The sequence below is a fragment of the Bacillus sp. UNC41MFS5 genome (genome assembly GCF_000686805.1).
Map to the genome: position 1 here is coordinate 1 of NZ_JMLP01000005.1, position 22849 is coordinate 22849.

The 22849-nt window shown below is 37.4% G+C and carries 16 protein-coding genes, 8 tRNA genes and 1 rRNA gene; 24 read left to right on the forward strand and 1 reads right to left on the reverse strand.

The window, feature by feature from the left end; translation table 11 throughout:
* The first annotated feature begins 3 nt into the window (after positions 1 to 3).
* From rrf to BR30_RS0100105, 20 genes are all read left to right on the forward strand, one after another.
* Positions 4 to 120: ribosomal RNA gene (gene rrf, locus BR30_RS0100005) — 5S ribosomal RNA — on the forward strand.
* 14 nt (positions 121 to 134) lie between these two features.
* Positions 135 to 209 (forward strand) — tRNA-Asn (locus BR30_RS0100010).
* A 26-nt stretch (positions 210 to 235) separates the two neighbouring features.
* Positions 236 to 308 (forward strand) — tRNA-Thr (locus BR30_RS0100015).
* A 21-nt stretch (positions 309 to 329) separates the two neighbouring features.
* A tRNA-Glu gene (locus BR30_RS0100020) sits at positions 330 to 404 on the forward strand.
* A 39-nt stretch (positions 405 to 443) separates the two neighbouring features.
* A tRNA-Val gene (locus BR30_RS0100025) sits at positions 444 to 519 on the forward strand.
* A 22-nt stretch (positions 520 to 541) separates the two neighbouring features.
* A tRNA-Thr gene (locus tag BR30_RS0100030) sits at positions 542 to 614 on the forward strand.
* A 22-nt stretch (positions 615 to 636) separates the two neighbouring features.
* Positions 637 to 721: transfer RNA gene (locus BR30_RS0100035), tRNA-Tyr, on the forward strand.
* Between the two features lie 48 nt (positions 722 to 769).
* A tRNA-Gln gene (locus BR30_RS0100040) sits at positions 770 to 844 on the forward strand.
* 2 nt (positions 845 to 846) lie between these two features.
* Positions 847 to 919 (forward strand) — tRNA-Lys (locus BR30_RS0100045).
* Positions 920 to 1251: 332 nt separating this feature from the next.
* Positions 1252 to 2148: an arginase gene (rocF, locus tag BR30_RS0100050; RefSeq protein WP_026563169.1), complete on the forward strand. Its 897-nt coding sequence runs from the start codon at positions 1252 to 1254 to the stop codon at positions 2146 to 2148.
* Between the two features lie 177 nt (positions 2149 to 2325).
* Positions 2326 to 2889, forward strand: coding sequence for an RNA polymerase sigma factor SigW (sigW, locus tag BR30_RS0100055; RefSeq protein ID WP_026563170.1), 564 nt, complete (start codon positions 2326 to 2328; stop codon positions 2887 to 2889).
* Between the two features lie 18 nt (positions 2890 to 2907).
* Positions 2908 to 3534 carry an anti-sigma factor family protein gene (locus tag BR30_RS0100060; protein ID WP_026563171.1) on the forward strand — a complete coding sequence of 209 codons (627 nt, stop codon included), beginning with the start codon at positions 2908 to 2910 and terminating at the stop codon, positions 3532 to 3534.
* Positions 3535 to 3663: 129 nt separating this feature from the next.
* Positions 3664 to 4491, forward strand: a complete 828-nt coding sequence (gene cdaA / locus BR30_RS0100065; RefSeq protein WP_026563172.1) for a diadenylate cyclase CdaA — start codon at positions 3664 to 3666, stop codon at positions 4489 to 4491.
* Positions 4484 to 5713: a CdaR family protein gene (locus tag BR30_RS0100070; RefSeq protein ID WP_026563173.1), complete on the forward strand. Its 1230-nt coding sequence runs from the start codon at positions 4484 to 4486 to the stop codon at positions 5711 to 5713. Before cdaA ends, BR30_RS0100070 begins: the two co-directional genes overlap by 8 nt.
* 38 nt (positions 5714 to 5751) lie before the next feature.
* A complete protein-coding gene (glmM, locus tag BR30_RS0100075) occupies positions 5752 to 7104 on the forward strand; it encodes a phosphoglucosamine mutase (RefSeq protein WP_026563174.1) in 1353 nt (450 codons plus the stop codon).
* Positions 7105 to 7574: 470 nt separating this feature from the next.
* On the forward strand, positions 7575 to 9377 hold the full coding sequence (glmS, locus tag BR30_RS0100085) for a glutamine--fructose-6-phosphate transaminase (isomerizing) (protein WP_026563175.1): 1803 nt from the start codon (positions 7575 to 7577) through the stop codon (positions 9375 to 9377).
* A gap of 272 nt (positions 9378 to 9649) precedes the next feature.
* Complete coding sequence (locus BR30_RS0100090; RefSeq protein ID WP_026563176.1) at positions 9650 to 11554, forward strand: PTS mannitol transporter subunit IICBA; 1905 nt, start codon at positions 9650 to 9652, stop codon at positions 11552 to 11554.
* A gap of 96 nt (positions 11555 to 11650) precedes the next feature.
* On the forward strand, positions 11651 to 13744 hold the full coding sequence (locus BR30_RS0100095; protein WP_026563177.1) for a BglG family transcription antiterminator: 2094 nt from the start codon (positions 11651 to 11653) through the stop codon (positions 13742 to 13744).
* Between the two features lie 5 nt (positions 13745 to 13749).
* Positions 13750 to 14892 (forward strand): mannitol-1-phosphate 5-dehydrogenase, encoded by a 1143-nt coding sequence (locus BR30_RS0100100; protein WP_026563178.1) that lies wholly within the window; start codon positions 13750 to 13752, stop codon positions 14890 to 14892.
* A 359-nt stretch (positions 14893 to 15251) separates the two neighbouring features.
* Positions 15252 to 15941, forward strand: a complete 690-nt coding sequence (locus BR30_RS0100105) for a TerC family protein (RefSeq protein WP_026563179.1) — start codon at positions 15252 to 15254, stop codon at positions 15939 to 15941.
* Between the two features lie 571 nt (positions 15942 to 16512).
* On the opposite strand, the gene BR30_RS0100110 is transcribed toward BR30_RS0100105, so the two are convergent.
* Complete coding sequence (locus BR30_RS0100110) at positions 16513 to 18300, reverse strand: sigma-54-dependent transcriptional regulator (RefSeq protein ID WP_026563180.1); 1788 nt, start codon at positions 18298 to 18300, stop codon at positions 16513 to 16515.
* A 200-nt stretch (positions 18301 to 18500) separates the two neighbouring features.
* Here BR30_RS0100110 and BR30_RS0100115 point away from each other — a divergent pair, with 200 nt between their 5' ends.
* Genes BR30_RS0100115 through pdxA form a run of 4 tightly spaced genes read left to right on the forward strand, consistent with a single transcriptional unit; the run spans position 18501 to position 22845 of the window.
* A complete protein-coding gene (locus tag BR30_RS0100115; RefSeq protein WP_026563181.1) occupies positions 18501 to 19751 on the forward strand; it encodes a four-carbon acid sugar kinase family protein in 1251 nt (416 codons plus the stop codon).
* The gene (locus BR30_RS0100120; RefSeq protein ID WP_026563182.1) at positions 19735 to 20892 is read left to right on the forward strand and encodes an iron-containing alcohol dehydrogenase; all 1158 of its coding nucleotides are present in this window, start codon (positions 19735 to 19737) and stop codon (positions 20890 to 20892) included. The genes BR30_RS0100115 and BR30_RS0100120 overlap by 17 nt, the downstream gene beginning before the upstream one ends.
* 11 nt (positions 20893 to 20903) lie before the next feature.
* Positions 20904 to 21803, forward strand: coding sequence for a 4-hydroxy-tetrahydrodipicolinate synthase (dapA, locus tag BR30_RS0100125; protein WP_026563183.1), 900 nt, complete (start codon positions 20904 to 20906; stop codon positions 21801 to 21803).
* A 13-nt stretch (positions 21804 to 21816) separates the two neighbouring features.
* Positions 21817 to 22845, forward strand: a complete 1029-nt coding sequence (gene pdxA / locus BR30_RS0100130) for a 4-hydroxythreonine-4-phosphate dehydrogenase PdxA (protein ID WP_035444899.1) — start codon at positions 21817 to 21819, stop codon at positions 22843 to 22845.
* Positions 22846 to 22849: the final 4 nt, after the last annotated feature.

The window sequence follows — 22849 nt, forward strand, 5'->3', positions numbered from 1 at the left end:
TGGTCTGGCAATTATGGCGAGAAGGTCACACCCGTTCCCATACCGAACACGGAAGTTAAGCTTCTCAGCGCCGATGGTAGTTGGGACACGCGTCCCTGTGAGAGTAGGACGTTGCCAGGCCGTAATATTAATGTTCCGCAGTAGCTCAGTGGTAGAGCTATCGGCTGTTAACCGATCGGTCGTAGGTTCGAGTCCTACCTGCGGAGCCATTTTTATGTAAATTAAGTTTAGCTGTGCTTCCATAGCTCAGTAGGTAGAGCACTTCCATGGTAAGGAAGAGGTCAGCGGTTCGAGCCCGCTTGGAAGCTTACCTATTTTAATAATAGTATGGCCCCTTGGTCAAGCGGTTAAGACACCTCCCTTTCACGGAGGTAACACGGGTTCGAGTCCCGTAGGGGTCACCATAGTTTTTTCACGCCAGTGAAAATAACTTTCATTTATTCGGAGGATTAGCTCAGCTGGGAGAGCATCTGCCTTACAAGCAGAGGGTCGGCGGTTCGATCCCGTCATCCTCCACCATAATTTTATTATGTAAACCTATGCCGGGGTAGCTCAATTGGTAGAGCAACTGACTTGTAATCAGTAGGTTGGGGGTTCAAGTCCTCTCGCCGGCACTTTCTTTTTTAAATTTAATATGGAGGGGTAGCGAAGTGGCTAAACGCGGCGGACTGTAAATCCGCTCCCTCCGGGTTCGGCGGTTCGAATCCGTCCCCCTCCACCATAATATTTTTAAAAAAGTTGGTCATACTAGATATTATCACATCATTAATGGGCTATAGCCAAGCGGTAAGGCATCGCACTTTGACTGCGACATGCGTTGGTTCAAATCCAGCTAGCCCAGCCAGAGAGCCATTAGCTCAGTTGGTAGAGCATCTGACTTTTAATCAGAGGGTCGAAGGTTCGAGTCCTTCATGGCTCATATTATAAAAGCAAAAAACTTTGGAGATTCTTCCAAAGTTTTTTTTTTCAGGAAATAATAAATAATTAATTGTGGATGAATTGAAATAGTTCTCTGAATCCAGCTCCAGTGCCCAGCGGCTAGTGTACTTCGCTCTCCGCCCTACGATAAGTCAACATCGAATCGCTCCGCTCTTCGTGTTTCCTTTATCTCGGTTGGAGCGCTCCAGTCCATACGCCGCTAAACGGGCGCTTACGCCTTTTGTTCCGTATATTCATACATAATTTTGTCGAGTTGAGTCATCGGTATGAAAGCGGTTAAAATAGAATCATATTGGGGTAGGAGGAAATTTTATGAACAAGCTTTCGATTATTGGAATGCCGATGGATTTAGGACAAATGAGACGCGGGGTCGACATGGGGCCAAGTGCAATCCGTTATGCTGGGGTGGTTGAACGCCTAAAGCCGCTATTTGATGAAATACATGATTTAGGGGACATTCCAATTGGGAGACCAGAAGTGGTAATTGATAAAGAATCCAATTTACGAAATTTAGATTTAGTTGCTGAAAAAAGTGCTTTACTTGCTGAAAAAGTAGATGCTGCAGTGGAGTCTGGTGCATTTCCACTCGTTCTTGGGGGTGATCATAGTATCGCAATTGGTACTTTAGCAGGTGTATCTAAACATTATAAAAACCTTGGAGTAATTTGGTACGATGCACATGGCGATTTAAATACAGCTGAAACAAGTCCCACAGGTAATATTCACGGAATGCCTCTAGCCGTCAGTATCGGGTTAGGTCACAGCATGTTAACCGATATAGGTGGCTATGGCCCAAAGGTAAAACCTGAGAATGTGGTCATTATTGGTGCAAGAGCGCTGGATGATGGAGAAAAAGAGTTAATTAAAGAAATTGGTATCAAGGTTTATACTATGCATGAAATAGACCGGATGGGGATGGCTGCAGTAATGGAGGAAACGATCGCTTACCTAAAGGATAAGACAGATGGTGTCCATTTATCACTTGATCTAGATGGTTTAGATCCAAATGATGCTCCAGGCGTTGGTACACCAGTTATTGGTGGAATCAGTTACCGTGAAAGTCATCTTGCCATGGAGATGTTAGAAGAAGCAAAAATTATTACTTCCGCAGAATTTGTTGAAGTAAACCCTATTTTAGATGAAAAAAATAAAACAGCTACAGTTGCTGTTGAGTTAATGGGCTCATTATTCGGGGAAAAATTATTATAAACGAAACCAGCTGCACATTATCTGTGCGGCTGTTTTTTTATTTTCAGCTTATTATTAAACCTTTTGGTATATTTTTGTTAATATTATAGGTGTTGTAAAGTTTTTTCGTTTTTAAACGAAACTTTTCTGTTATCGATACGTATTATCGGTTAGCAGCAATGGAGCTGAGATAACTTAATGGATGCAATAGTAAAAAAGAGAATAAAACAAGTAATCAAGGGAGATCAGGATGCCTTTGGTGAAATTGTTGAATTATATAAAAACAGTATTTATCAACTTTGTTTTCGCATGCTTGGAAATCGCCATGAAGCAGAGGATATCGCACAGGAAGCTTTTATTCGTGCCTATGTTAATATCAAATCCTTTAACCAAGATTTGAAATTTTCAACCTGGCTGTTCCGGATTGCCACCAATCTGTGTATTGACCGAATGCGTAAAAAGAAACCGGATCATTATTTAGACGCTGAAGTTGCAGGAACAGACGGCTTAACAATGTACTCACAGATCCCTTCAAACACCCCGCTGCCTGAGACAGAGTTAGAAAGTTTAGAACTGCAAGAAACCGTTCAGAAAGAGATTTTAAAACTGCCTGACAAATATCGGTCAGCTATTGTTTTGAAATATATGGAAGAGCTATCCTTAAATGAAATTAGTGAAATTCTTGATTTACCCCTGGGAACAGTTAAAACAAGAATTCACCGAGGCCGGGAAGCACTTAGACAACAATTAAGATATGTATGATGAGAGGTGAAACTGTCAATGTGTCCAGAGCAAATCATCGAACTAATGCATGAATACTTAGATGAAGAAATTACACCCGAACATGAACGAGCCCTAAGAGAACACCTCCAAAGTTGTAAAGATTGTGAAGCGTTATTTAATGAATTAAAAAAGACGATTGCTTTTGTAAAAAGCGTCTCATATATGCAAGCGCCAGATGATTTTACTGCTAATGTATTGGCGCGTTTACCAAAAGAGAAGAGAAAGATTTGGATGCAGCGCTGGGTAAAAAATCATCCCATGCTTGCAGCTGCCTCATTATTTCTCATATTAATGATGGGCAGTCTCTTTTCGACCTGGAATGAAGATCGCGAGTTTTCAGTGACAAAGCAAAAAAACTTAGTCGTTCAAAATAATACGGTCATCGTTCCTAAAGGTGAAACGGTCAAAGGCGATGTCATCGTCCGAAATGGCAAATTGAAAATTGAAGGCGAAGTCCAAGGGGATGTAACCGTCATAAATGGTGAAAAGTATTTAGCTTCGGCAGGACATGTAACGGGGCAAATTGATGAAGTAAATGAAGTGTTTGATTGGATTTGGTACCATATTAAAAAGACTACACATGATGTTGTTCAAATTTTTGAGGAACAACCAGAAACTAAATAAAAAACAAATCACTCTGGTTGAGTGATTTGTTTTTTTACAGAGATACATATAATAGGTACAAGTGGTATTTATGATATAATAAATAGATTGTATTTTATATGTGATAAAGAAAATTACGGAGGAAGAACAATGCCGTTTGCTGATTTCGATATATGGAAGTATTTAGCTAGTATTGTTGATATTGTCCTCGTATGGTATGTCATTTACAAGTTGATCAATGTGATTAGAGGAACGAAGGCCGTTCAATTACTAAAAGGCATTCTCGTTATTCTTGTAGGTAGAGTGGTCAGCGAGTTTCTAGGCTTCCAAACGATGAGCTGGATGATGGAACAGGCGATAACATACGGGTTTCTTGCGATTATTATCATTTTCCAACCAGAACTCAGGAGAGCCCTTGAGCAATTAGGCAGGGGGAAGTTCTTCTCGAGAAGCAGTACTTTGGATGATGAAGATCCGGAAAAGACAGTTGAAGCGATTGTCAAGGCAACCGATTATATGGCAAAGCGCCGTATTGGAGCGTTAATCTCAATTGAAAGAGAAACAGGAATGGGCGATTACATAGAAACTGGGATCCAGTTAAATTCAAATATTTCCTCAGAATTGCTCATTAATATCTTTATCCCGAATACACCGCTTCATGATGGTGCAGTTATTATTCAGAAAAATAATGTCGCTGCAGCCGCCTGCTATCTTCCTTTATCCGAAAGCCCGTTTATATCGAAGGAGCTAGGAACGAGGCACCGGGCAGCATTGGGTATCAGCGAAGTCACAGATAGTTTAACTGTCGTTGTGTCGGAAGAGACCGGTAATATTTCACTTACAAAGAATGGGGAACTTCACCGCTCCATCAATCTGGATGAATTAAAAGAATTACTTACGAGTGAATTGTTAATTAACATAAAACCGAAACAAGCTTCTTCAGCTCGTTGGAACTGGAGGGGGAAAAATAATGGATAAATGGATGGATAATCCTTGGTTTATAAAAATCCTAGCGTTGCTATTAGCTGTTCTTCTCTATTCCTCTGTCCCACATACAGGGAAAAAGATAACGGATGTGAATGTTCCAGGAGAACAATCCACGGCCACTATCAAAAATATTCCTGTTAATGTTTATTATGATACGGAAAATTTAGTCGTGTCTGGGATTCCAAGCAATGTTGAAATCACCTTAAAGGGTCCACTGACGCACATCCAAACGGCAAAGGCCTTAAAAAACTTTGAAGTGTATGTAGATTTAACAAAAGCCAAAGTTGGAAAACAGAAGGTGAAAGTAAAGGTTAGAAATCTGTCAGATAAATTAACGGCAACGGTGAAACCAAGTAGTGTAACTGTTTCTGTCCAAGAGAAAATCACCAAGGAATTTAAGGTAGAGGCAGAATTTAATAAGAATCAAATAGATGAGGGCTATTCAGCCGGTACACCCGTTGTTGAACCGAATAAGGTAAAGATTACCGGTGCAAAGAATATCGTCGACCGGATTAGCTATGTTAAGGCAACTCTTGAAGCAAGAAATAAACTGAAAGATACGATTACTGATAAAGCTGACATCCAGGTACTTGATAAAGATCTAAATAAGTTAAATGTTCAAGTGGAACCTGATACCGTTGATATTACAATTCCAGTGAAAAGTAACACGAAGACTGTGCCAATCAATATTGTTAAAAATGGAACTGCCCCAGAGGGAGTGACAATTGAATCGATTGAAATCGATAAAAAAGAAGCAACCATCTACGGGAGTGAGAGTGTTCTTAATAATACTGAAAAAGTCCGCGTGGAAGTAGATCTTAGCAAAATTACCGATAATACCACACTGACATTACCTGTCATCATATCGAATGGGATTACCAAGGTGACCCCGCAATTGGTAAAAGCAACGGTTGTGGTCAAAAAGGAAGAAGAAAAAACCGTTTCAGATGTACCTGTAACCATTAAAGGATTAACCGATGAATATGAGGCAACCATTAATGATCCTGAAAATCAGTTGATTGATATACTTGTTAACGGTCCTGCTTCTAAAGTTACTCGCGTTAAACCTGAAGACTTTAATGTCTTTATCGATGTGTCTAACCTTGAAGAAGGGGCTCATGAAGTAGACATTCATGTTGAGGGTCCTTCTGCTGTAGAATGGAAACCAATTAAATCATCAGCGAAAATTACTATCCATAAAATTAATGCATAATATCCAGCAATACACATGTTGAAGGAGAGATTTTTATAATGGGAAAATATTTCGGTACCGATGGGGTACGTGGAGTAGCAAATAGTGAATTAACACCAGAACTTGCTTTTAAATTAGGACGCTATGGCGGATATGTTTTAACAAAGGATCAGGATCGTCCTAAAGTCCTCATCGGACGTGATACCCGTATATCTGGACATATGTTAGAAGGAGCCCTGGTGGCAGGGTTACTATCTATTGGTGCGGAAGTCATGCGTTTGGGGGTTATTTCTACTCCAGGTGTTTCATTTTTAACAAAAGCCTTAGGTGCCCAAGCAGGTGTCATGATTTCTGCTTCACATAATCCAGTGGCCGATAATGGAATCAAATTTTTTGGTCCCGATGGCTTTAAGCTTTCCGATGAGCAGGAGTTAGAGATTGAGAAACTTATTGATATGCCAGAAGATAAACTGCCTCGACCAGTAGGTTCAGAACTAGGACAAGTCATGGATTATTTCGAAGGCGGTCAAAAGTACTTGCAATACTTGAAAAATAGTGTCGATGAAGATTTTTCAGGAATCCATATTGCTTTAGATTGCGCGCATGGGGCGACGTCGTCATTAGCTGCCCATTTATTTGCTGATTTGGATGCGGATCTCTCCACAATGGGAGCGTCTCCGAATGGTTTAAATATCAATGCAGGTGTCGGTTCCACACATCCTGAAGCATTAGCCGCTTTAGTTAAAGAAAAAGGTGCTGATGTAGGTCTTTCCTTTGACGGTGATGGTGACCGTTTAATTGCCATCGATGAAAATGGTTCAATCGTGGATGGCGACCAAATCATGTATATTTGTGGTAAATATTTAAAAGAACAAGGTCGTTTAAAGCATGGAACCATCGTATCGACAGTTATGAGCAATCTCGGCTTCTATAAAGCTCTAGAAGCTCATGGAATCCATAGTGTACCGACAGCTGTAGGTGACCGCTATGTTGTCGAGGAAATGAAGAAAAATGGTTTTAATCTTGGTGGAGAACAATCTGGTCATATTATCTTCCTAGACTATAACACCACTGGTGATGGCTTATTATCAGGGCTGCAATTAGTTAATATTATGAAGGTTACAGGGAAGAAGTTATCTGAATTGGCTGGTGAAATGAAGAAATTCCCGCAAAAGCTTGTTAATGTAAGAGTCACTGACAAGCATCATGTAACCGATAATGAAAAGGTTAAAGAGGTAATCGAGCAGGTTGAAGCTGAAATGGCTGGTGACGGTAGAATTCTCGTACGACCATCGGGTACAGAACCGCTTGTCCGTGTTATGGCAGAAGCACCAACAGAGGAATTATGTGAATCCTATGTCAATCGAATAGTCGCAGTTGTTAAGGCAGAAATGGAATTAAAAGAAGAATAGAACCCATATAATATGCATAAGGGAACGGTCTCCTTCCTTTATGCATATTTTATTATGTATGAATGATGGCGAATTCCTGATTTTGGTTGACGGGGACACGTAATCATAGTAGTATTAATTTGCTTTGTTTTCCTTAAAGCAAAATACTGCATAATTTTAATGAAAGGTGGGTACTGAGAACTTAAGACTTACAATAAAAAAAAAGCGCCTGGACTAACCTAATGTGGTGGGTTAGTTGACGAGGAGGAGGAGTATCGAATGTTCGGCGGATACCTCCCGGTTGAAGACGCACAACCGATAATTTGTTCTTTAAAACACAGAGGCAACTTTGTGCACAAAGAGACGAAAATGCGCATACTAACAGTAATGTTTCAAAAGGGTATAGACAGATACCTAATAAAACAGAGATAAGGGGGCAAGCATTAGCCTCCAAAGCATTCTTGCCCCCTATATCAGGGAGGAATTAGAAAATGTGTGGAATCGTAGGATATATCGGAAATAATGATACAAAAGAAATTTTATTAAAAGGTTTAGAAAAGCTTGAGTATAGAGGTTATGATTCAGCAGGTATAGCTGTTATGAATGAAAATGGAGTTCATGTTTTTAAAGAAAAAGGTCGTATAGCTGATTTACGTCAAATTGTTGATGGAAATATCGCGGCAAATATGGGCATTGGTCATACCCGTTGGGCAACGCATGGTGTTCCTAGTAAGGTAAATTCCCATCCTCATCAAAGCGCATCTGGTCGGTTTACTCTTGTTCATAACGGAGTAATTGAAAACTATGACCTTTTAAAGCGTGAATATTTAGCGGATGTTACGTTCATCAGCGAAACAGATACAGAAGTTATTGTTCAAATGATTGAATTATTTGTACAAGAAGGATTAGATGTATTAGAGGCATTCCGTAAAACACTCACGCTGTTACACGGTTCTTATGCTCTTGCATTATTAGATGCACAAGATAACGAAACCATTTATGTGGCGAAAAACAAAAGTCCGCTTCTAGTCGGATTAGGAAATGACTTTAATGTAATTGCCAGCGATGCGATGGCTATGCTTCAAGTAACGAATCAGTACCTTGAATTAATGGACAAAGAAGTTGTCCTTGTTTCAAAGGATGAAGTGATCATTCAAAATCTTAACGGTGATATCATCAGCCGCAAGCCATATACTGCAGAACTTGATGCTAGTGACATCGAAAAAGGTACGTACCCGCATTATATGTTAAAAGAAATTGATGAACAGCCGCTTGTGATGCGTAAAATTATTCAAACGTACCAAAATACTCAGGGTGAATTAACCGTTGATGACGATATCATTGCGGCCGTGAATAAATCAGACCGGATTTACATTGTGGCTGCAGGAACCTCTTACCATGCAGGACTTGTCGGTAAGCAATTCATTGAAAACATTGCTAAAATTCCTGTCGAAGTGCATATTGCTAGTGAATTTGTTTACAATATGCCTCTTCTTACGGAAAAGCCTTTGTTTATTTTCATTTCACAAAGTGGAGAAACTGCCGACAGCCGTGCAGTGCTTGTTAAAGTAAAAGAATTAGGTTACCCAACTTTAACAATTACAAATGTTCCAGGTTCAACACTTTCTCGTGAAGCCGATTATACACTTTTGCTTCATGCAGGTCCTGAAATTGCCGTTGCTTCTTCGAAAGCATATACTGCACAACTAGCTGTACTAGCCATTTTAGCTGAGGTAACAGCTAAGAGCCAAAACATCGATGTTGAGATGGATTTAGTCCATGAACTAGGAATTATCGCAAATGCAATGGAAGTCCTTTGTGACTCAAAAGAGTTGATTGAGCATATTTCAAGAGAATTTTTATCAGTAACAAGAAATGCATTCTTCATTGGCCGCGGTGTTGATTATTATGTTGGTTTAGAAGGTGCTTTGAAGCTGAAGGAAATTTCATATATCCAAGCTGAGGGCTTTGCAGGTGGAGAATTAAAGCACGGAACGATTGCCTTAATCGAAGAGGGCACACCAGTAATCGCTCTTGCCACCCAAGAAAGTGTAAACTTAAGCATCCGTGGGAATGTGAAAGAGGTTGCTGCACGTGGAGCAAGCACTTGTATCATTTCAATGAAGGGCTTAAATATGGACGAAGATAGCTTTGTCATCCCAGAAGTCCATGAATTATTAACACCACTTATCTCTGTTATACCAATGCAATTAATTGCTTACTATGCTGCTCTGCACCGTGACTGCGATGTTGATAAACCGCGTAACCTTGCGAAATCAGTAACGGTGGAGTAAAAAGACTGTCCTAAGAAACTGTTGAAAGAAAAATGAGTAAGACTCAATCCGAAATTGGATTGGGTCTTTTTTTTTGCAATAAGGATTGCATTGAAGTACAAGGACCTACCATGCATGTTTTAAGAGTTACTGAGCGGCATAACTATATATTTTTTGAGAAAAACTAACTTTGTCATAATAAAGGTGACAAAGTTAGTTTTCATCTTTATTGAATACAGTGGGTTCGTCCTTTACCATGAATAAGGTAAGTTATAATGAAAGGATGGGGGCACATGGCTCAATCTAATATAAAAGTAGCTGTTCAGAAGTTCGGTAACTTCTTAAGTTCGATGGTTATGCCTAATATATCGGCTTTCATAGCGTGGGGCTTAATTACTGCACTATTTATTCCTACAGGGTTCTTTCCAAATGAAAACCTTTCCAAATTGGTAGGCCCAATGGTTACCTACCTGCTTCCGCTATTAATCGGATATACAGGCGGAAAGCTTGTACACGATCAACGCGGGGGTGTCGTTGGGGCAATTGTGACAATGGGTGTTATTGTTGGCGCAGATATCCCAATGTTTCTTGGTGCTATGATTATGGGGCCGCTCGGAGGTTATGTAATTAAGAAATTCGATCAGCTGATTGAAGGTAAAGTCAAAGCTGGTTTTGAAATGCTTGTGAACAATTTCTCGGCAGGGATATTGGGCGGGTTCCTTGCTATCTTAGCCTTTTTAGCCATAGGTCCGGCCGTTACCACGTTTACTGGCTGGCTTGTTACGGGTGTCGATTGGTTATTGGCAACAGGACTTTTGCCATTGACAAGTATCATAATCGAACCTGCAAAAGTATTGTTCTTAAATAATGCTATCAATCATGGTGTGCTTTCACCGATCGGTTTGGAGCAGGCGAAAACGACAGGCAAATCCATTCTGTTTCTTCTTGAAGCAAACCCTGGTCCTGGGATCGGTGTTCTCTTGGCCTATTGTATCTTTGGAAAAGGAAATGCAAGAAGATCAGCACCAGGCGCTGCAATCATTCAGTTTTTTGGCGGGATTCATGAAATTTACTTTCCATACATTTTAATGCGTCCGATGTTATTCTTTGCTGTCATCTTGGGTGGAATGAGCGGTGTATTCACCCTAATGCTGTTAGGCGGAGGATTATCAGCTCCAGCATCGCCTGGTAGTATTCTTGCTATTATGGCGGTTACCCCGCCGCATGCTAGTACTTATTTAGCGAACATTGCTGGAGTCCTAGTAGCTGGAGTCGTATCCTTTGTTCTTTCATCATTTATTTTAAAAACAGGTAAGCAGCAAGATGAGGATATTGAAGACGCAGCAAGAAAAATGCAAGAAATGAAAGGCAAGAAAAGCTCCGTTGCCAATGTCTTTGCTGATAATGATGGGGAACTTCCAGAACATGTAAGCAGGATTATCTTCGCTTGTGATGCTGGAATGGGATCAAGTGCAATGGGTGCGTCCCTTCTTCGGAAAAAGGTTAAGGAAGCAGGGATGAATATCTCAGTTACCAATATGGCGATTAGTAACCTGCCTTCTGATGCCCAAATTGTTATAACGCAGGAGGAATTGACACCTAGAGCTCAGAAACAAGTACCGCATGCTTATCATATTTCGGTTGATAATTTCCTATCAAGCCCAGAATATGATAAATTAATCAATCGGTTAAAAAATCCTGAAACAGCTGAGCTGCAGGAAATCGTCCAAGAGGCAGAAGCTGTTGTTCCAAACGGCAATCCGCATACAGATGATGCTTTGCTGCGTGAAGAAAATATCTTTCTCAATCAGGAATTTGCGTCGAAAGAAGAGGCGATTCGTTTTGCGGGTCGAGCACTAGTCAAGGCGGGATATGTGAAGGAAAGCTACATTGATGCCATGATTGCCCGTGATGAAATGACCTCTACGTATATGGGCAATGATGTTGCAATTCCACACGGTACCGAAGAAGCGAAAAAGGATGTTTTGAATTCTGGGTTTACTGTTTTACAAGTACCTAATGGTGTAGATTTTGATGGGCAAAAGGTAAGGCTGATTTTCGGTATTGCGGGGAAAGATGGTACACACCTTGAAATTTTATCTGGAATTGCCGTCACTTGTTCTGATATGGCCAATATAGAAAAACTGGTTGTAGCCAAATCAGCAAAAGAAATCATGGATATTTTAAATGATAAATAATAAATAGTTGTCATATAACGAATAGAAAAGCAGTATATTGCCGCTTTTCTATTCACTTTTTCCTCGTGTACTTTTTATCAGAAACGAGTTGATTGCATGTATATAACTTCTAGGGAAAAAGCAATCATTGAATTAATCGCTAAAACATCAGGTAAACATACCGTTACATCGATTGCAACATACTTAAATGTGAGCGGGCGAACAATCCAACGGGATTTAAAAGCGGTAGAAAAAATTCTTGATTCATTTGGTCTCCGTTTAATACGTAATATAGATAGGGGATTTACAATTGAGGGGAAGAACGAACAAATTTTTCGCCTATTCCAATTTTTAATGGGGAATAATTCAATCGATCAAACACCGCAAGAAAAAAAACTACAGCTGTTAATAACTTTGGTCCAAGAGGAATCCTATAAGATTCAAGTATTATCTAGTAATATTGGTGTAAGTAATACAACTTTGACAACTTATTTAGATGAATTGAAGGATTGGCTTGGTCGTTTTAATGTGCAAATGACAAGAAAACGAGGTGTGGGGGTCGATATGATCGGCTCAGAGTCATCTAAGAGAAAAGCCCTAGCTAGTTATATTCTGCTTCATTTTAATGAAGAACTGATAGAGAGATTATTTTTGTTGGAGAATGGTAAGTATGATCATAGAAATATTTTATATTACTTTCTTCCCGACTATCTTCTTGCCATAGAGCGGTTAGTAAATACTATTTTTAGTAGTTCGAAACTGCGTCTTGCCGATAGTGATTATATTGCGCTTATCGTACATATATGTATTACCATGCAAAGGACGGAGGACTTCTTTTTATTACAGGAGGATGTAGAATTTTCCGATGATTTAACAAATGAGTATCAGCTAATAGAGAAAATTTGCAGGGAACTTGAAGCGATCTTCTCGGTAAGGTTCTCTAAAGAGGATTTTATCTATTTAGCCGTAATCCTAAAGGGATCTAAACTTCAAGCAGCGGATGAAGCTCCTTATGACAGTATTGGTCTTAGCAAATTGGTTAGAGCCCTTATACAGGATGTCTCCTCCCAACTGCATGTTGATTTAACTAATGACTTTTCATTGTATCAAGGACTGCTGGCTCACATGGAACCGTCTCTTTATCGAATCAAACAACAAACAGGCTTATTTAACCCTTTAAAAGAGGAAATAATGCGGAAGTATCCGTTTTTGTTTCTCGCGGTAAAAAATAGTGTGGAACAGCAGTTGAAAAAGATTGATTCTTTCCCTGATGATGAAATCGCCTTTATTGTCATGCATTTCGGATCGGCACTTGTTTTAAGGGAAGAAAAATTACCAATCCATGCACTGGTGGTATGTCCGACCGGTATCGGCACCTCAAAAATGCTCGCAAGCAGAGTGAAAAAAGAGATTCCCGGAATTGATCAGATAGAAATTAAATCCATCAAAGAAATCCAGCAAAAAGATCAATTAAAAGAATATGATTTGATTATTTCAACTGTGAACCTTCCATTTATAGACATAGATTATATTTTAGTTTCCCCCCTTTTAACAGAGGAAAATATAGAGACGATTCGGCAATTCATGCGCCGAAATATTGATGCACTAACGGAGAAAAAACAATATCTTGGATCTTCACCAAAAGAATCTTTTTCAGCTGATCCAGGAACAAAAGCAGACATTACCGAAGTCTTGCAACAGTTAAAAGATGTCCAAAAAGGCATAGAGGCCGTCTTAACTAATTTTCGTGTCAATCGGATGCCTGAAGAAAATGACCATGAAAAGATTATAGAAAGAATGGTACATGCAGCTGAGAAGGAAAAACTGTTAACAAATGGAGAAGGCGTACTGGCCTCATTAAAAGAGCGAGAAAGTAAAGGCGGACTCGGAATACCAGAAACAGGAATGGCTCTTTTCCATTGCAGGAATAAACATGTTCAGGCGCTTATTTTTCAGATTGCGCATTTAGAGCAGCCTTTGCTTGTAAAAGGAATGGATGGAAAGAACATGTTTATTAAAAATGTGCTGCTAATGTTGGCCCCTGAGGAATTAGCGGTTAGAGAGCAGGAAATAGTAAGTTTGATAAGTACAAGTTTAATTGAAAACAATGAAGCAATCCAGATTTTTTCATCAGCGAATGAAGAGATGATCCGAGAGAGATTAGAAACGGTCTTTTTGGACTATCTTCATACAAATATTATTAAGGAATGATAAAAATGAAATTAGCAGTCCATTTTGGAGCAGGAAATATTGGAAGAGGTTTTATTGGCGCACTTTTTTCACAGTCCGGCTATCATGTTACCTTTGTTGATATCGCCGACCAGATCATTAACCAGTTAAACGAGGAAAAGCAATATCAAGTAAAATTGGCAACGGATCAACAAGAAAGTACGATGGTTGAAAATGTTTCCGGATTGAATAATTTGACACAGGAAGAAGAGGTAGTGGATGCAATCAGCAAGGCCACTTATCTCACTACGGCGATTGGGCCCAATATTTTGCCGCATATTGCCCCTTTAATGGCGAAAGGAATAGCCAAACGAGTTAAATCAAACGGTGAAAAGTTATATGTGATTGCCTGTGAAAATCAAATTTCAGCAACAGACTTGTTAAAGGGCTATATATTTGACCATCTAGATGAAGAGACAAAGGAAAATTTAGCAGGAAAAGTTTATTTCTTTAATTCTGCCGTTGACCGGATTGTACCGATTCAGAACAATCAGGGCTCGCTAGATGTACTGGTTGAAACCTATTATGAATGGGTTGTGGAAACAAGTGAGAGTATCCCACCTGTTGAAGGAATGAAAATTGTCGCTGATCTTGCTCCATTTATTGAAAGAAAGCTTTTTACTGTGAATACTGGCCATGCCACCATTGCCTATCTTGGCTATCTAGGAAATAAAGAAACAATTGATCAAGCATTAGCAGATGAAGGCATTCTGAATCAAGTCCGATCCACTCTTGGAGAGACAGGCGCTTATTTAATTAAACAATATGGTTTAAATCCTAATGAACACCAGCAATATATTGATAAGATTATTCATCGCTTTAAAAATGCTCATTTAAATGATGCAGTGACAAGGGTAGCCCGTGGGCCTCTCCGTAAACTAGGACCAAATGATCGTTTTGTAAAACCGGCTACGGAAGCGGCGAAAGCTGGCCTTTCTTTCACAAACCTTGCAAAGGCGATTGCTTCTGCTTTACATTTCGATTATCAAGAAGATCAAGAAGCGGTGAAACTGCAAGCGATGATTCAGGACAAAGGACTACCGATTGTTCTGAATGAAGTATGCGGACTGGATGAAAATAGTGAAATCTCTAACGAGGTAATTAGCCAGTACAATTTGCTCAAGAATTAAGACAAGGGTCAGTCCCACACTTCGTTGAAGTAGCAGGGGGATGACCCTTTTTTATTTTTTGTGTGTTTCCTATTTAAACAGTTTAACGCTGATTTTTGAATAATTGTAGCGTTTTCAATAGTGAAGTTTCAATATGTAACAATAATAAAAATTATCATATTTTTTTATGTAGAGTATAGACCTATAATTCAATTATAAAGTAGGTGGTGGAGCAGAAATAGTAATATATCCACTACGGATCATCTTTGTGTTATACTTCTTATGCTAGTTTTCTATAAAAGTTTAGGCAACTAGAATGAACATCGAAAAAATTAGGACAAGCTGATACTAATTAATGAGCAGAAAGAGGTTTTAAATAAATGGAGACAGAAGTCATTTTAACCATATTAAAAATCATCATGATTGATATCATTCTATCTGGTGATAATGCTGTAGTCATTGCCATGGCAACAAGATCTTTACCTAAAGATTTACAAAATAAAGCTATCTTCTGTGGTACGGCATTTGCTGTTATTGCCCGTATTATCCTTGCTGCGGTTGTTCTGATGATTATGGGGATCCCTTACATTCATGCTGTTGCTGGTCTATTGCTGGCCTATATTGCATGGGGAGTACTGGACCAAGGTAAAGAGGAAGATGCTCACATAAAGAGCCATAACTCAATTTGGAAAGCAGTTGTTACGATTGCTGTTGCCGATTTAACCATGAGTTTGGACAATGTTGTCGCTGTTGCCGGGGCTGCTGGCGGTCATATGGGTCTATTAATTGCAGGGATTGCTATAAGTATTCCACTGATGATCATTGGTTCTAAATTTCTTGTTTACTTGATGGAAAAATATCCTATCATTATCTATATTGGGGCTGGTATTCTTATTTGGACAGCTGGAGAGATGATTTTAAAAGATAAAAGTTTAGATAAATTGGTTAATCTTCCACATGGGACTATGTCCTATGCCATTCTAGCGATCGTAACAGCCATGATACTTGGAGCAGGTTATGTTAAAAACCAAAGAAATGCAAGAAAAGTTAAAGAAAAACAAGCAGCATAATTATTGAGGGAAAGAGTGAAATTTTACTCTTTCCCTTTTTCATTACTGCTTGATTTATGAAAAATTGGGTTAGAACCCGCTGTGAACTTTTGTGTAGTGTTGAAAAGGCGGGGAATTACTAGAATCCTGAAGGTTTAGGAGAAACTCATCAAATCTTGTAGAAATATAGGTTATTTCCTGCGAAATTAATTAATTCCTACCGACAATCTTTGTGGATACTTTCCATGAGGAATTCTGATACATCAATCCTTTTGACGGTTTCAATCAAACGTTTGATTAGTATAACCTTTTTGTTATTTAGTCGAAAAGGTGTCGATTATTGACTTTTCGATAGTGAACGACTTATTTTTTGTTATTTTTCTACAAATTATTCTTGGCTCAAGCAGGATTAAGGCATATGTACCAAGGGATGAAGCTGTTTTAATCAAACGTTTGGTTGACAGTGAAATTTGCTGAAAAATAGGAGAGGATGGTTCAACTGGCCGAAGGATTTCAGAAAAAAAACCATGCTAGTTTATCTAGCATGGTTCATCCATCTATATTTTTGGTATAGCTGAGATTAATCTGCTTTTTATTTATTTAAATATCTCCATAACGTTGTTCGACTGATACCAAGCTGCTCAGCTGTTAAAGTTTGGTTGCCATTATGTTGATCAAGTACTTGCTTGATTATATCCAAATTAAATTCATGTAATGTTTTGCTGTTGTTAAATGGAATATTCATTCCATCTTCTGAATAAGAAATAGTTTCAACAATTTTTTGTTTACCCAAAATACTATTGACATTATTACTAGTTATATATAGCGATTTAGATAAGTAGGCTAATTCGGTTAGAACATGTTTTAATTGTATGAAATTACCTGGCCAATTATATTGAGAAAGAGTAGCCAGAGCATTGGGTTCGTACCCGATAATATCCGTATTGTTTTCTATATTTACCTTATTTAAAAACATCGTTAAAATAGCCGATATTTCATTTTTTCTTTCTCTTAAGGTAGGTAGAAGAAAACTTATAGAATTCAGTCGATTCATTAATTCTTTATAGAATTCTGATGTAATACCTTCAGATGTTTTTTCGCAAATAAAGATCAGTCGATTATTTACGTGTAAGTTAGTAGATTCAATAATAGTAATTAACTTTTCGAAGTTTTCATTTGAAATTTTATCAAAGTGATTAAACTGGATGGTATTACCAACTTCAAGAAAAGGGCCGTTACTAGTGTTTAAAAGATGTTTCCACATTGTATCATTTAGTAAGTTAGAATTAATCGTTACCATTGTATTATTGTTATTATTTTGACTGGTGAATACGCTTTGAGAGACAATATATTTTCCTGTGCCTCTTTCTCCTAGTAATATTATGGGCGAATTATTTGAATCCATTTGTTTAATTTTAGCCTTAATATCATCTGTGATAATAGGATTTTTATATAAGTTATTATTTAATTTTTGTTCCACTTCTGACTTATCTTCATATGTAACACCGAATTTAGAATTCATGATAGGTGTTACAGATTTTTGGACAGTTACAATATAAAAAATATCATTTGCCTTATTTGAACTATTTACTTTTAAGTTATATAGAGTGTTATTTACTGAATGATAAAAAGTATGTGATTCATTAAATGGAGTAGCATCTTTTTTATGAAGCAAATAATTATAGATTGAGTCATTAATTTCTGTGTCTAAACTTGAATAAATCAATTCAAACTGACTGGATAAAATTAAGCAGTCAGTTTTAAAATTTTCAATAGCTTCGGTAAGTAAGATATTTTGTAATTTTAATTTTTGAAGATGCATATTTAACTCTATTGCTTGTTCGAATGTACGTTTAATACTTTCACTACCTGATGTAATAAGGATCGTATTTAAAGAAATTTTTAGTGCTAGTTTATTCGTTATTGCATCACAAAGAACTAATTTAATCCCTTTGTTTTTCAGTGATTTTAGTAGACCTAAAGTATCACTTGAATCATCTATCGTATATATTTCCACAGAATAGTCTAATATGTCACAAATTAAATGTGCCGTTTCAGTAATACTTGAATAACCTACAATAGCAAATTTAGAAGTGTAGTTATTTACTAGTTTGATCGCACCTAGAATGTCATATACGGATATTGAAACATCTATAACCGGTATAGATATATTCTTCCTAATTAACTCAGCTGTACCTCCTCTTGATATGACAATATCGTAATCGTTATGAATCTCCTCCAGGGCTAGATTTTTCCCTTCTTGTAAATCACCAGTATACGTATTTAGCAAAATGTTAGAGAAAGTAGATCCTACATTTTCCATTGATTTTCTTAACTCTTCGTAAGGTGCTATACCAAGGATTTTTGTTATATTTTCCATATATATCCTCCTTATGTGTTTCTTTTTTAAACAGTTTAACACTAATTTTTGAATTGTGGTAACGTTTTCAATAGAAAAGTTTCAAAATGTAACAATAATAAAAATTATCATATTTTTTTAAATAGTGTATAAGCCTATAATTCTTTTTAGATAGAGTGTAAGCCTTTCATAAAAAAATAAAGGACCAAGGTGGTGAACAAATGATAAGGGTATTAATAATAGCTGACGATTTTACGGGAGCACTTGATACCGGAGTCCAGTTCTCAAATTACGGTGTTAACACTGTAGTGACATCTGATTTAGAGTTTGAATTTGGTGAAACTACAGATCAAATAGAAGTACTTGTCTTCAATACTGAAACAAGATATTTGAATAAATCTGAAGCATATGAAGTGATCAAGAAGATAGCCTTAAAAGCCAAAGAAGAAAATATTCCATATATATTTAAAAAAGTTGATTCAGCATTAAGAGGAAATGTTGCTTCTGAGTTAAGAGCTTTGAGTGATGTATTCGAAGATGTATCCATTCCCTTTATACCGGCGTATCCAGAACAAAATCGCTTTAGTTGTGAAGGAATATTACTTATAGATTCAATACCAGTAAGTGAAAGCGTTTTTGGACAAGATCCGTACGAACCAGTAACTGAAAGTCATATCCCATCTCTTCTACTTAAAGAAGCAGATTTAAAAACTTATATTACAAAAAAATATGAAATTCCCCCAAAAGAAGAAAGAATTTTGTTAATAGAAAGTCACTCTGATGAGGAGATGTTATCTCTAGGGAATGAGCTATTAATGAATGATGCATTAAAGATAACGGTGGGGTGTGCTGGGTTTGCCAAAGCATTAGCAAAAATAATCTTTAAAAATAGGGATACCACTCAAAACGATATGAAACTTCCATTATTGATTGTATGTGGAAGTGTGAATCCAGTAACAAAAAAACAAATTGGATTTGCGGAAGTGAATGGATTTGAAAGAATATCTTTAACGATAGAGCAACTTTGGGATAAACAATATTGGGATACAGGAAAAGGGCAAGAAAATATACATCAATATTTTAAAATTGAACAACCTTTCATGTTTGAAACATTTGGGAATGTATCGACAGATCAAGTATATCAACTACCTGATCAAGGAAACGAACTAAGATTTAGGATAGGACAGTCACTCGGATACTTAGTAAAGAATCTTCTGTCAGATGGTATTAAGCGAACGATATTATTTACAGGTGGAGATACATTATATCAATCGATGAAAGTATTGGGGCTTACTGAAATTAAACCTCTGAAAGAATTATTCCCCGGAATTGTTCTTGGCAGCATTGATTTTAATGATGAAAAACATTATGTCATTACTAAATCCGGTGGATTTGGTGATGAAGATCTATTTATTAAATTAAATGCACTGATTAGTGACAAAGGAGATGTGTATTATGTTAAATCAATATAATTTAAAAATGCCAACAAATGTGTTTGCAGGTTCAGATGCCATGCAAAACCTCCATACAATTATCAAAGACGGTGTAACAAAAATCACGATTTTTACAGATAAAGGCATACTTAAAGTTGGATTGCTAGAGGAAGTCATCAGTATTATAGAAAAGAATAATATCGAGTACGAAATCCTATCTGATATACCAACAGAGCCATCTTACATTGAAGCTCAAGAGGTTGTTGATCATTTTAAAGCATTGAATTCTGATTTTATCATTGCAGTTGGTGGCGGAAGTGTTATGGATATCGCTAAATTAGCATCCGTGTTATCTACTGATGAGTATACTGTAAAAGATTTACTAGAAAATCCGTTAGTAGCTAAAAAACAAGTGACAACATTAATGATTCCTACCACAGCTGGTACAGGATCTGAAGCAACTCCCAATAGTATTGTAGGTGTACCTGAGAAGAATTTAAAAGTCGGTATTGTCAATGGTGAATTAATTGCTGACCATGTTATTTTAGAAAGCAACATGATAAAAAATTTACCTAAACCTATCGCTGCAGCAACAGGTATTGATGCTCTAGCACATGCTATCGAATGTTTTACTTCAAAAAAAGCTAACCCAATCAGTGATACCTTTGCACTAGAGGCATTAGATTTAATACTGAATAACATTATTGAAGCTTGCACAAATCCAGATGCACTTGAAGCGAAGCGTAATATGTTATTAGGTTCTTTCTATGCTGGAGTAGCGATTACATCTTCAGGGACTACTGCTGTTCATGCCTTGTCTTATCCTTTAGGTGGAAAATATCACATTGCTCATGGTGTTTCTAACGCAATTCTACTAACGCCAGTTATGAAATTTAATGAGCCAGTTATTAAAGACCTCTTAGCTAAAGCCTATGATCGAGTGGTAAAGGAAAAAAATGAAGAATTCACTGTAAATGAAAAGTCAAAATATATCATTGATTTAATAGAAAACATTGTGAAAACACTTGAAATTCCAACTAGCTTAAAAACTTTCAATGTGCCGGAGGAAGATCTTGAAGGATTAGTCGAGGCTGGAATGGAAGTTCAAAGATTACTTGTGAATAATATGAGAGAAGTAACACCAGAAGATGCTCGTAAAATTTATCTAGAAATTATGTAGGAGTGATTCGTGTGCAAAACAAATTAAAAGGAATTATTTCACCAATTGTTACACCCATGTATGACAATGAAGAAGTTAACTATGAAGAACTCGTAAATCAGGTAAATAGAGTCATTGAGAATGGTGTTCATGGTATTTTTACGTTTAGTACGAATGGAGAAGGCTATATTTTAAGTGAAGAAGAAAAAGTGAAAGTCATGGAAACAGTAGTTGATACAGTAGCAGGGAGGGTTCCAGTTTATGCATCCACAGGATTAGTTGGAACACAAGATACCATTCGCTTGTCTCTAGAAGCAAAGCGTGTTGGTGTAGACTACTTATCAATCATTACACCATATTTTGCAACAGCCACTCAAGAAGAGATCTATCATCATTTTAAAACTGTTGCTGAAGCGGTTGATATGCCAATTGTTTTATACAATATTCCTGCTAGAACGGGTAATACGATTCAACCCGCGACTGTTGAAAAACTAAGTCACATTGACAATATTGTGGGTGTCAAAGATAGTAGTGGAAACTTTGATAATATCCTTCAATATATTGAAAGAACAAGAAATAGAGAAGATTTTTCTGTGCTATCAGGTAATGATTCATTAATATTATGGACGTTACTTGCTGGGGGAACAGGCGGAATTGCAGGATGTTCAAATGTTTATCCGTTTACTATGGCACAAATCTACGAACAATTTGTAGATGGTCATATTGAAGAAGCTCGTAAATATCAAGATTCTATCAGAAGTTTCAGAGATTGTTTTAAATATGCGAATCCAAATACTGTGGTAAAAACCGCTGTTGAACTACTAGGCTATCCGGTAGGGAAGTGCCGTGCACCATTTAATCAAGTGTCTGATGAAGGAATTACAGCATTAAAATCAGTATTAAATGAAAATATTGAATTAGGAATGAAGTAGTTAGGAGGACATTATGAAAAAAATTATCGGAATAACAATGGGTGATCCTGCAGGTATCGGACCTGAAATTTCAATCAAAGCTTTTCAAAAGAAAGGCTTATATGAAAAGTGTAAACCCTTACTAATTGGAGATAAAAGTATTGTCGAGAGCTATTTAGAGAAATTCCCAGAGATTAATTTGAAAGTAAATGCCATTACTTCACCGGAAGATGGATTGTATGAATGGGGAACAATGGATATCATCGACTTAGCTTCTGTAGATGCCAATGAATTACAGATTGGTGAAGTGTCTAAAGAGGCTGGAAATGCTGCATATCTTTATGTGGAAAAAGTAATTGAATTAGCACTTGAGGGAAAAGTGGATGCAACCGTTACGAATCCATTAAATAAAGAAGCGTTAAACTCAGCAGGACATCATTTTGCTGGTCATACTGAAATTTATGGACATCTAACAAAAACGAATAAATTTTCTATGATGTTAGCTGATGGTGATTTACGAGTGGTTCACGTTTCAACGCATGTTTCTTTAAGACAAGCCTGCGATTTAGTTAAAAAAGAGAGAGTATTAGATGTAATAAATATTGCTCATCATGCTTGTTTAAACTTGGGTATCAAAAATCCTAGGATTGCTGTGGCGGGATTAAATCCACATTGTGGAGAAAATGGATTGTTTGGTACGGAAGAAATTGATGAAATCATCCCTGCGATTGAAGTAGCTAAAAGTGAAGGGATTAATGTATTCGGACCTTTACCTGCAGATACGGTTTTCTCAAAAGCTCGTGGTGGAATGTATGATATCGTTGTAGTAATGTACCATGACCAAGGACATATCCCATTAAAACTTTTAGGATTTGTTTATGATAAAGAAGAAAATAAATGGAAAGAGGTTTCTGGAGTTAATATTACATTGGGATTACCAATTATCCGAACCTCAGTTGATCATGGAACAGCATTCGACCAGGCAGGTAAGATGACTGCGAGTGAACTTAGTCTTGAAAATGCCATTGATTACGCGGTACAGCTAGCAAATAATGCTAATTAAGAAA

Bases quoted from the DNA above. Each gene is read 5' to 3' on its own strand.
- rocF (WP_026563169.1), top strand. From the start codon at position 1,252: ATGAACAAGCTTTCGATTATTGGAATGCCGATGGATTTAGGACAAATG.
- sigW (WP_026563170.1), top strand. From the start codon at position 2,326: ATGGATGCAATAGTAAAAAAGAGAATAAAACAAGTAATCAAGGGAGAT.
- BR30_RS0100060 (WP_026563171.1), top strand. From the start codon at position 2,908: ATGTGTCCAGAGCAAATCATCGAACTAATGCATGAATACTTAGATGAA.
- cdaA (WP_026563172.1), top strand. From the start codon at position 3,664: ATGCCGTTTGCTGATTTCGATATATGGAAGTATTTAGCTAGTATTGTT.
- BR30_RS0100070 (WP_026563173.1), top strand. From the start codon at position 4,484: ATGGATAAATGGATGGATAATCCTTGGTTTATAAAAATCCTAGCGTTG.
- glmM (WP_026563174.1), top strand. From the start codon at position 5,752: ATGGGAAAATATTTCGGTACCGATGGGGTACGTGGAGTAGCAAATAGT.
- glmS (WP_026563175.1), top strand. From the start codon at position 7,575: ATGTGTGGAATCGTAGGATATATCGGAAATAATGATACAAAAGAAATT.
- BR30_RS0100090 (WP_026563176.1), top strand. From the start codon at position 9,650: ATGGCTCAATCTAATATAAAAGTAGCTGTTCAGAAGTTCGGTAACTTC.
- BR30_RS0100095 (WP_026563177.1), top strand. From the start codon at position 11,651: ATGTATATAACTTCTAGGGAAAAAGCAATCATTGAATTAATCGCTAAA.
- BR30_RS0100100 (WP_026563178.1), top strand. From the start codon at position 13,750: ATGAAATTAGCAGTCCATTTTGGAGCAGGAAATATTGGAAGAGGTTTT.
- BR30_RS0100105 (WP_026563179.1), top strand. From the start codon at position 15,252: ATGGAGACAGAAGTCATTTTAACCATATTAAAAATCATCATGATTGAT.
- BR30_RS0100110 (WP_026563180.1), bottom strand. From the start codon at position 18,300: ATGGAAAATATAACAAAAATCCTTGGTATAGCACCTTACGAAGAGTTA.
- BR30_RS0100115 (WP_026563181.1), top strand. From the start codon at position 18,501: ATGATAAGGGTATTAATAATAGCTGACGATTTTACGGGAGCACTTGAT.
- BR30_RS0100120 (WP_026563182.1), top strand. From the start codon at position 19,735: ATGTTAAATCAATATAATTTAAAAATGCCAACAAATGTGTTTGCAGGT.
- pdxA (WP_035444899.1), top strand. From the start codon at position 21,817: ATGAAAAAAATTATCGGAATAACAATGGGTGATCCTGCAGGTATCGGA.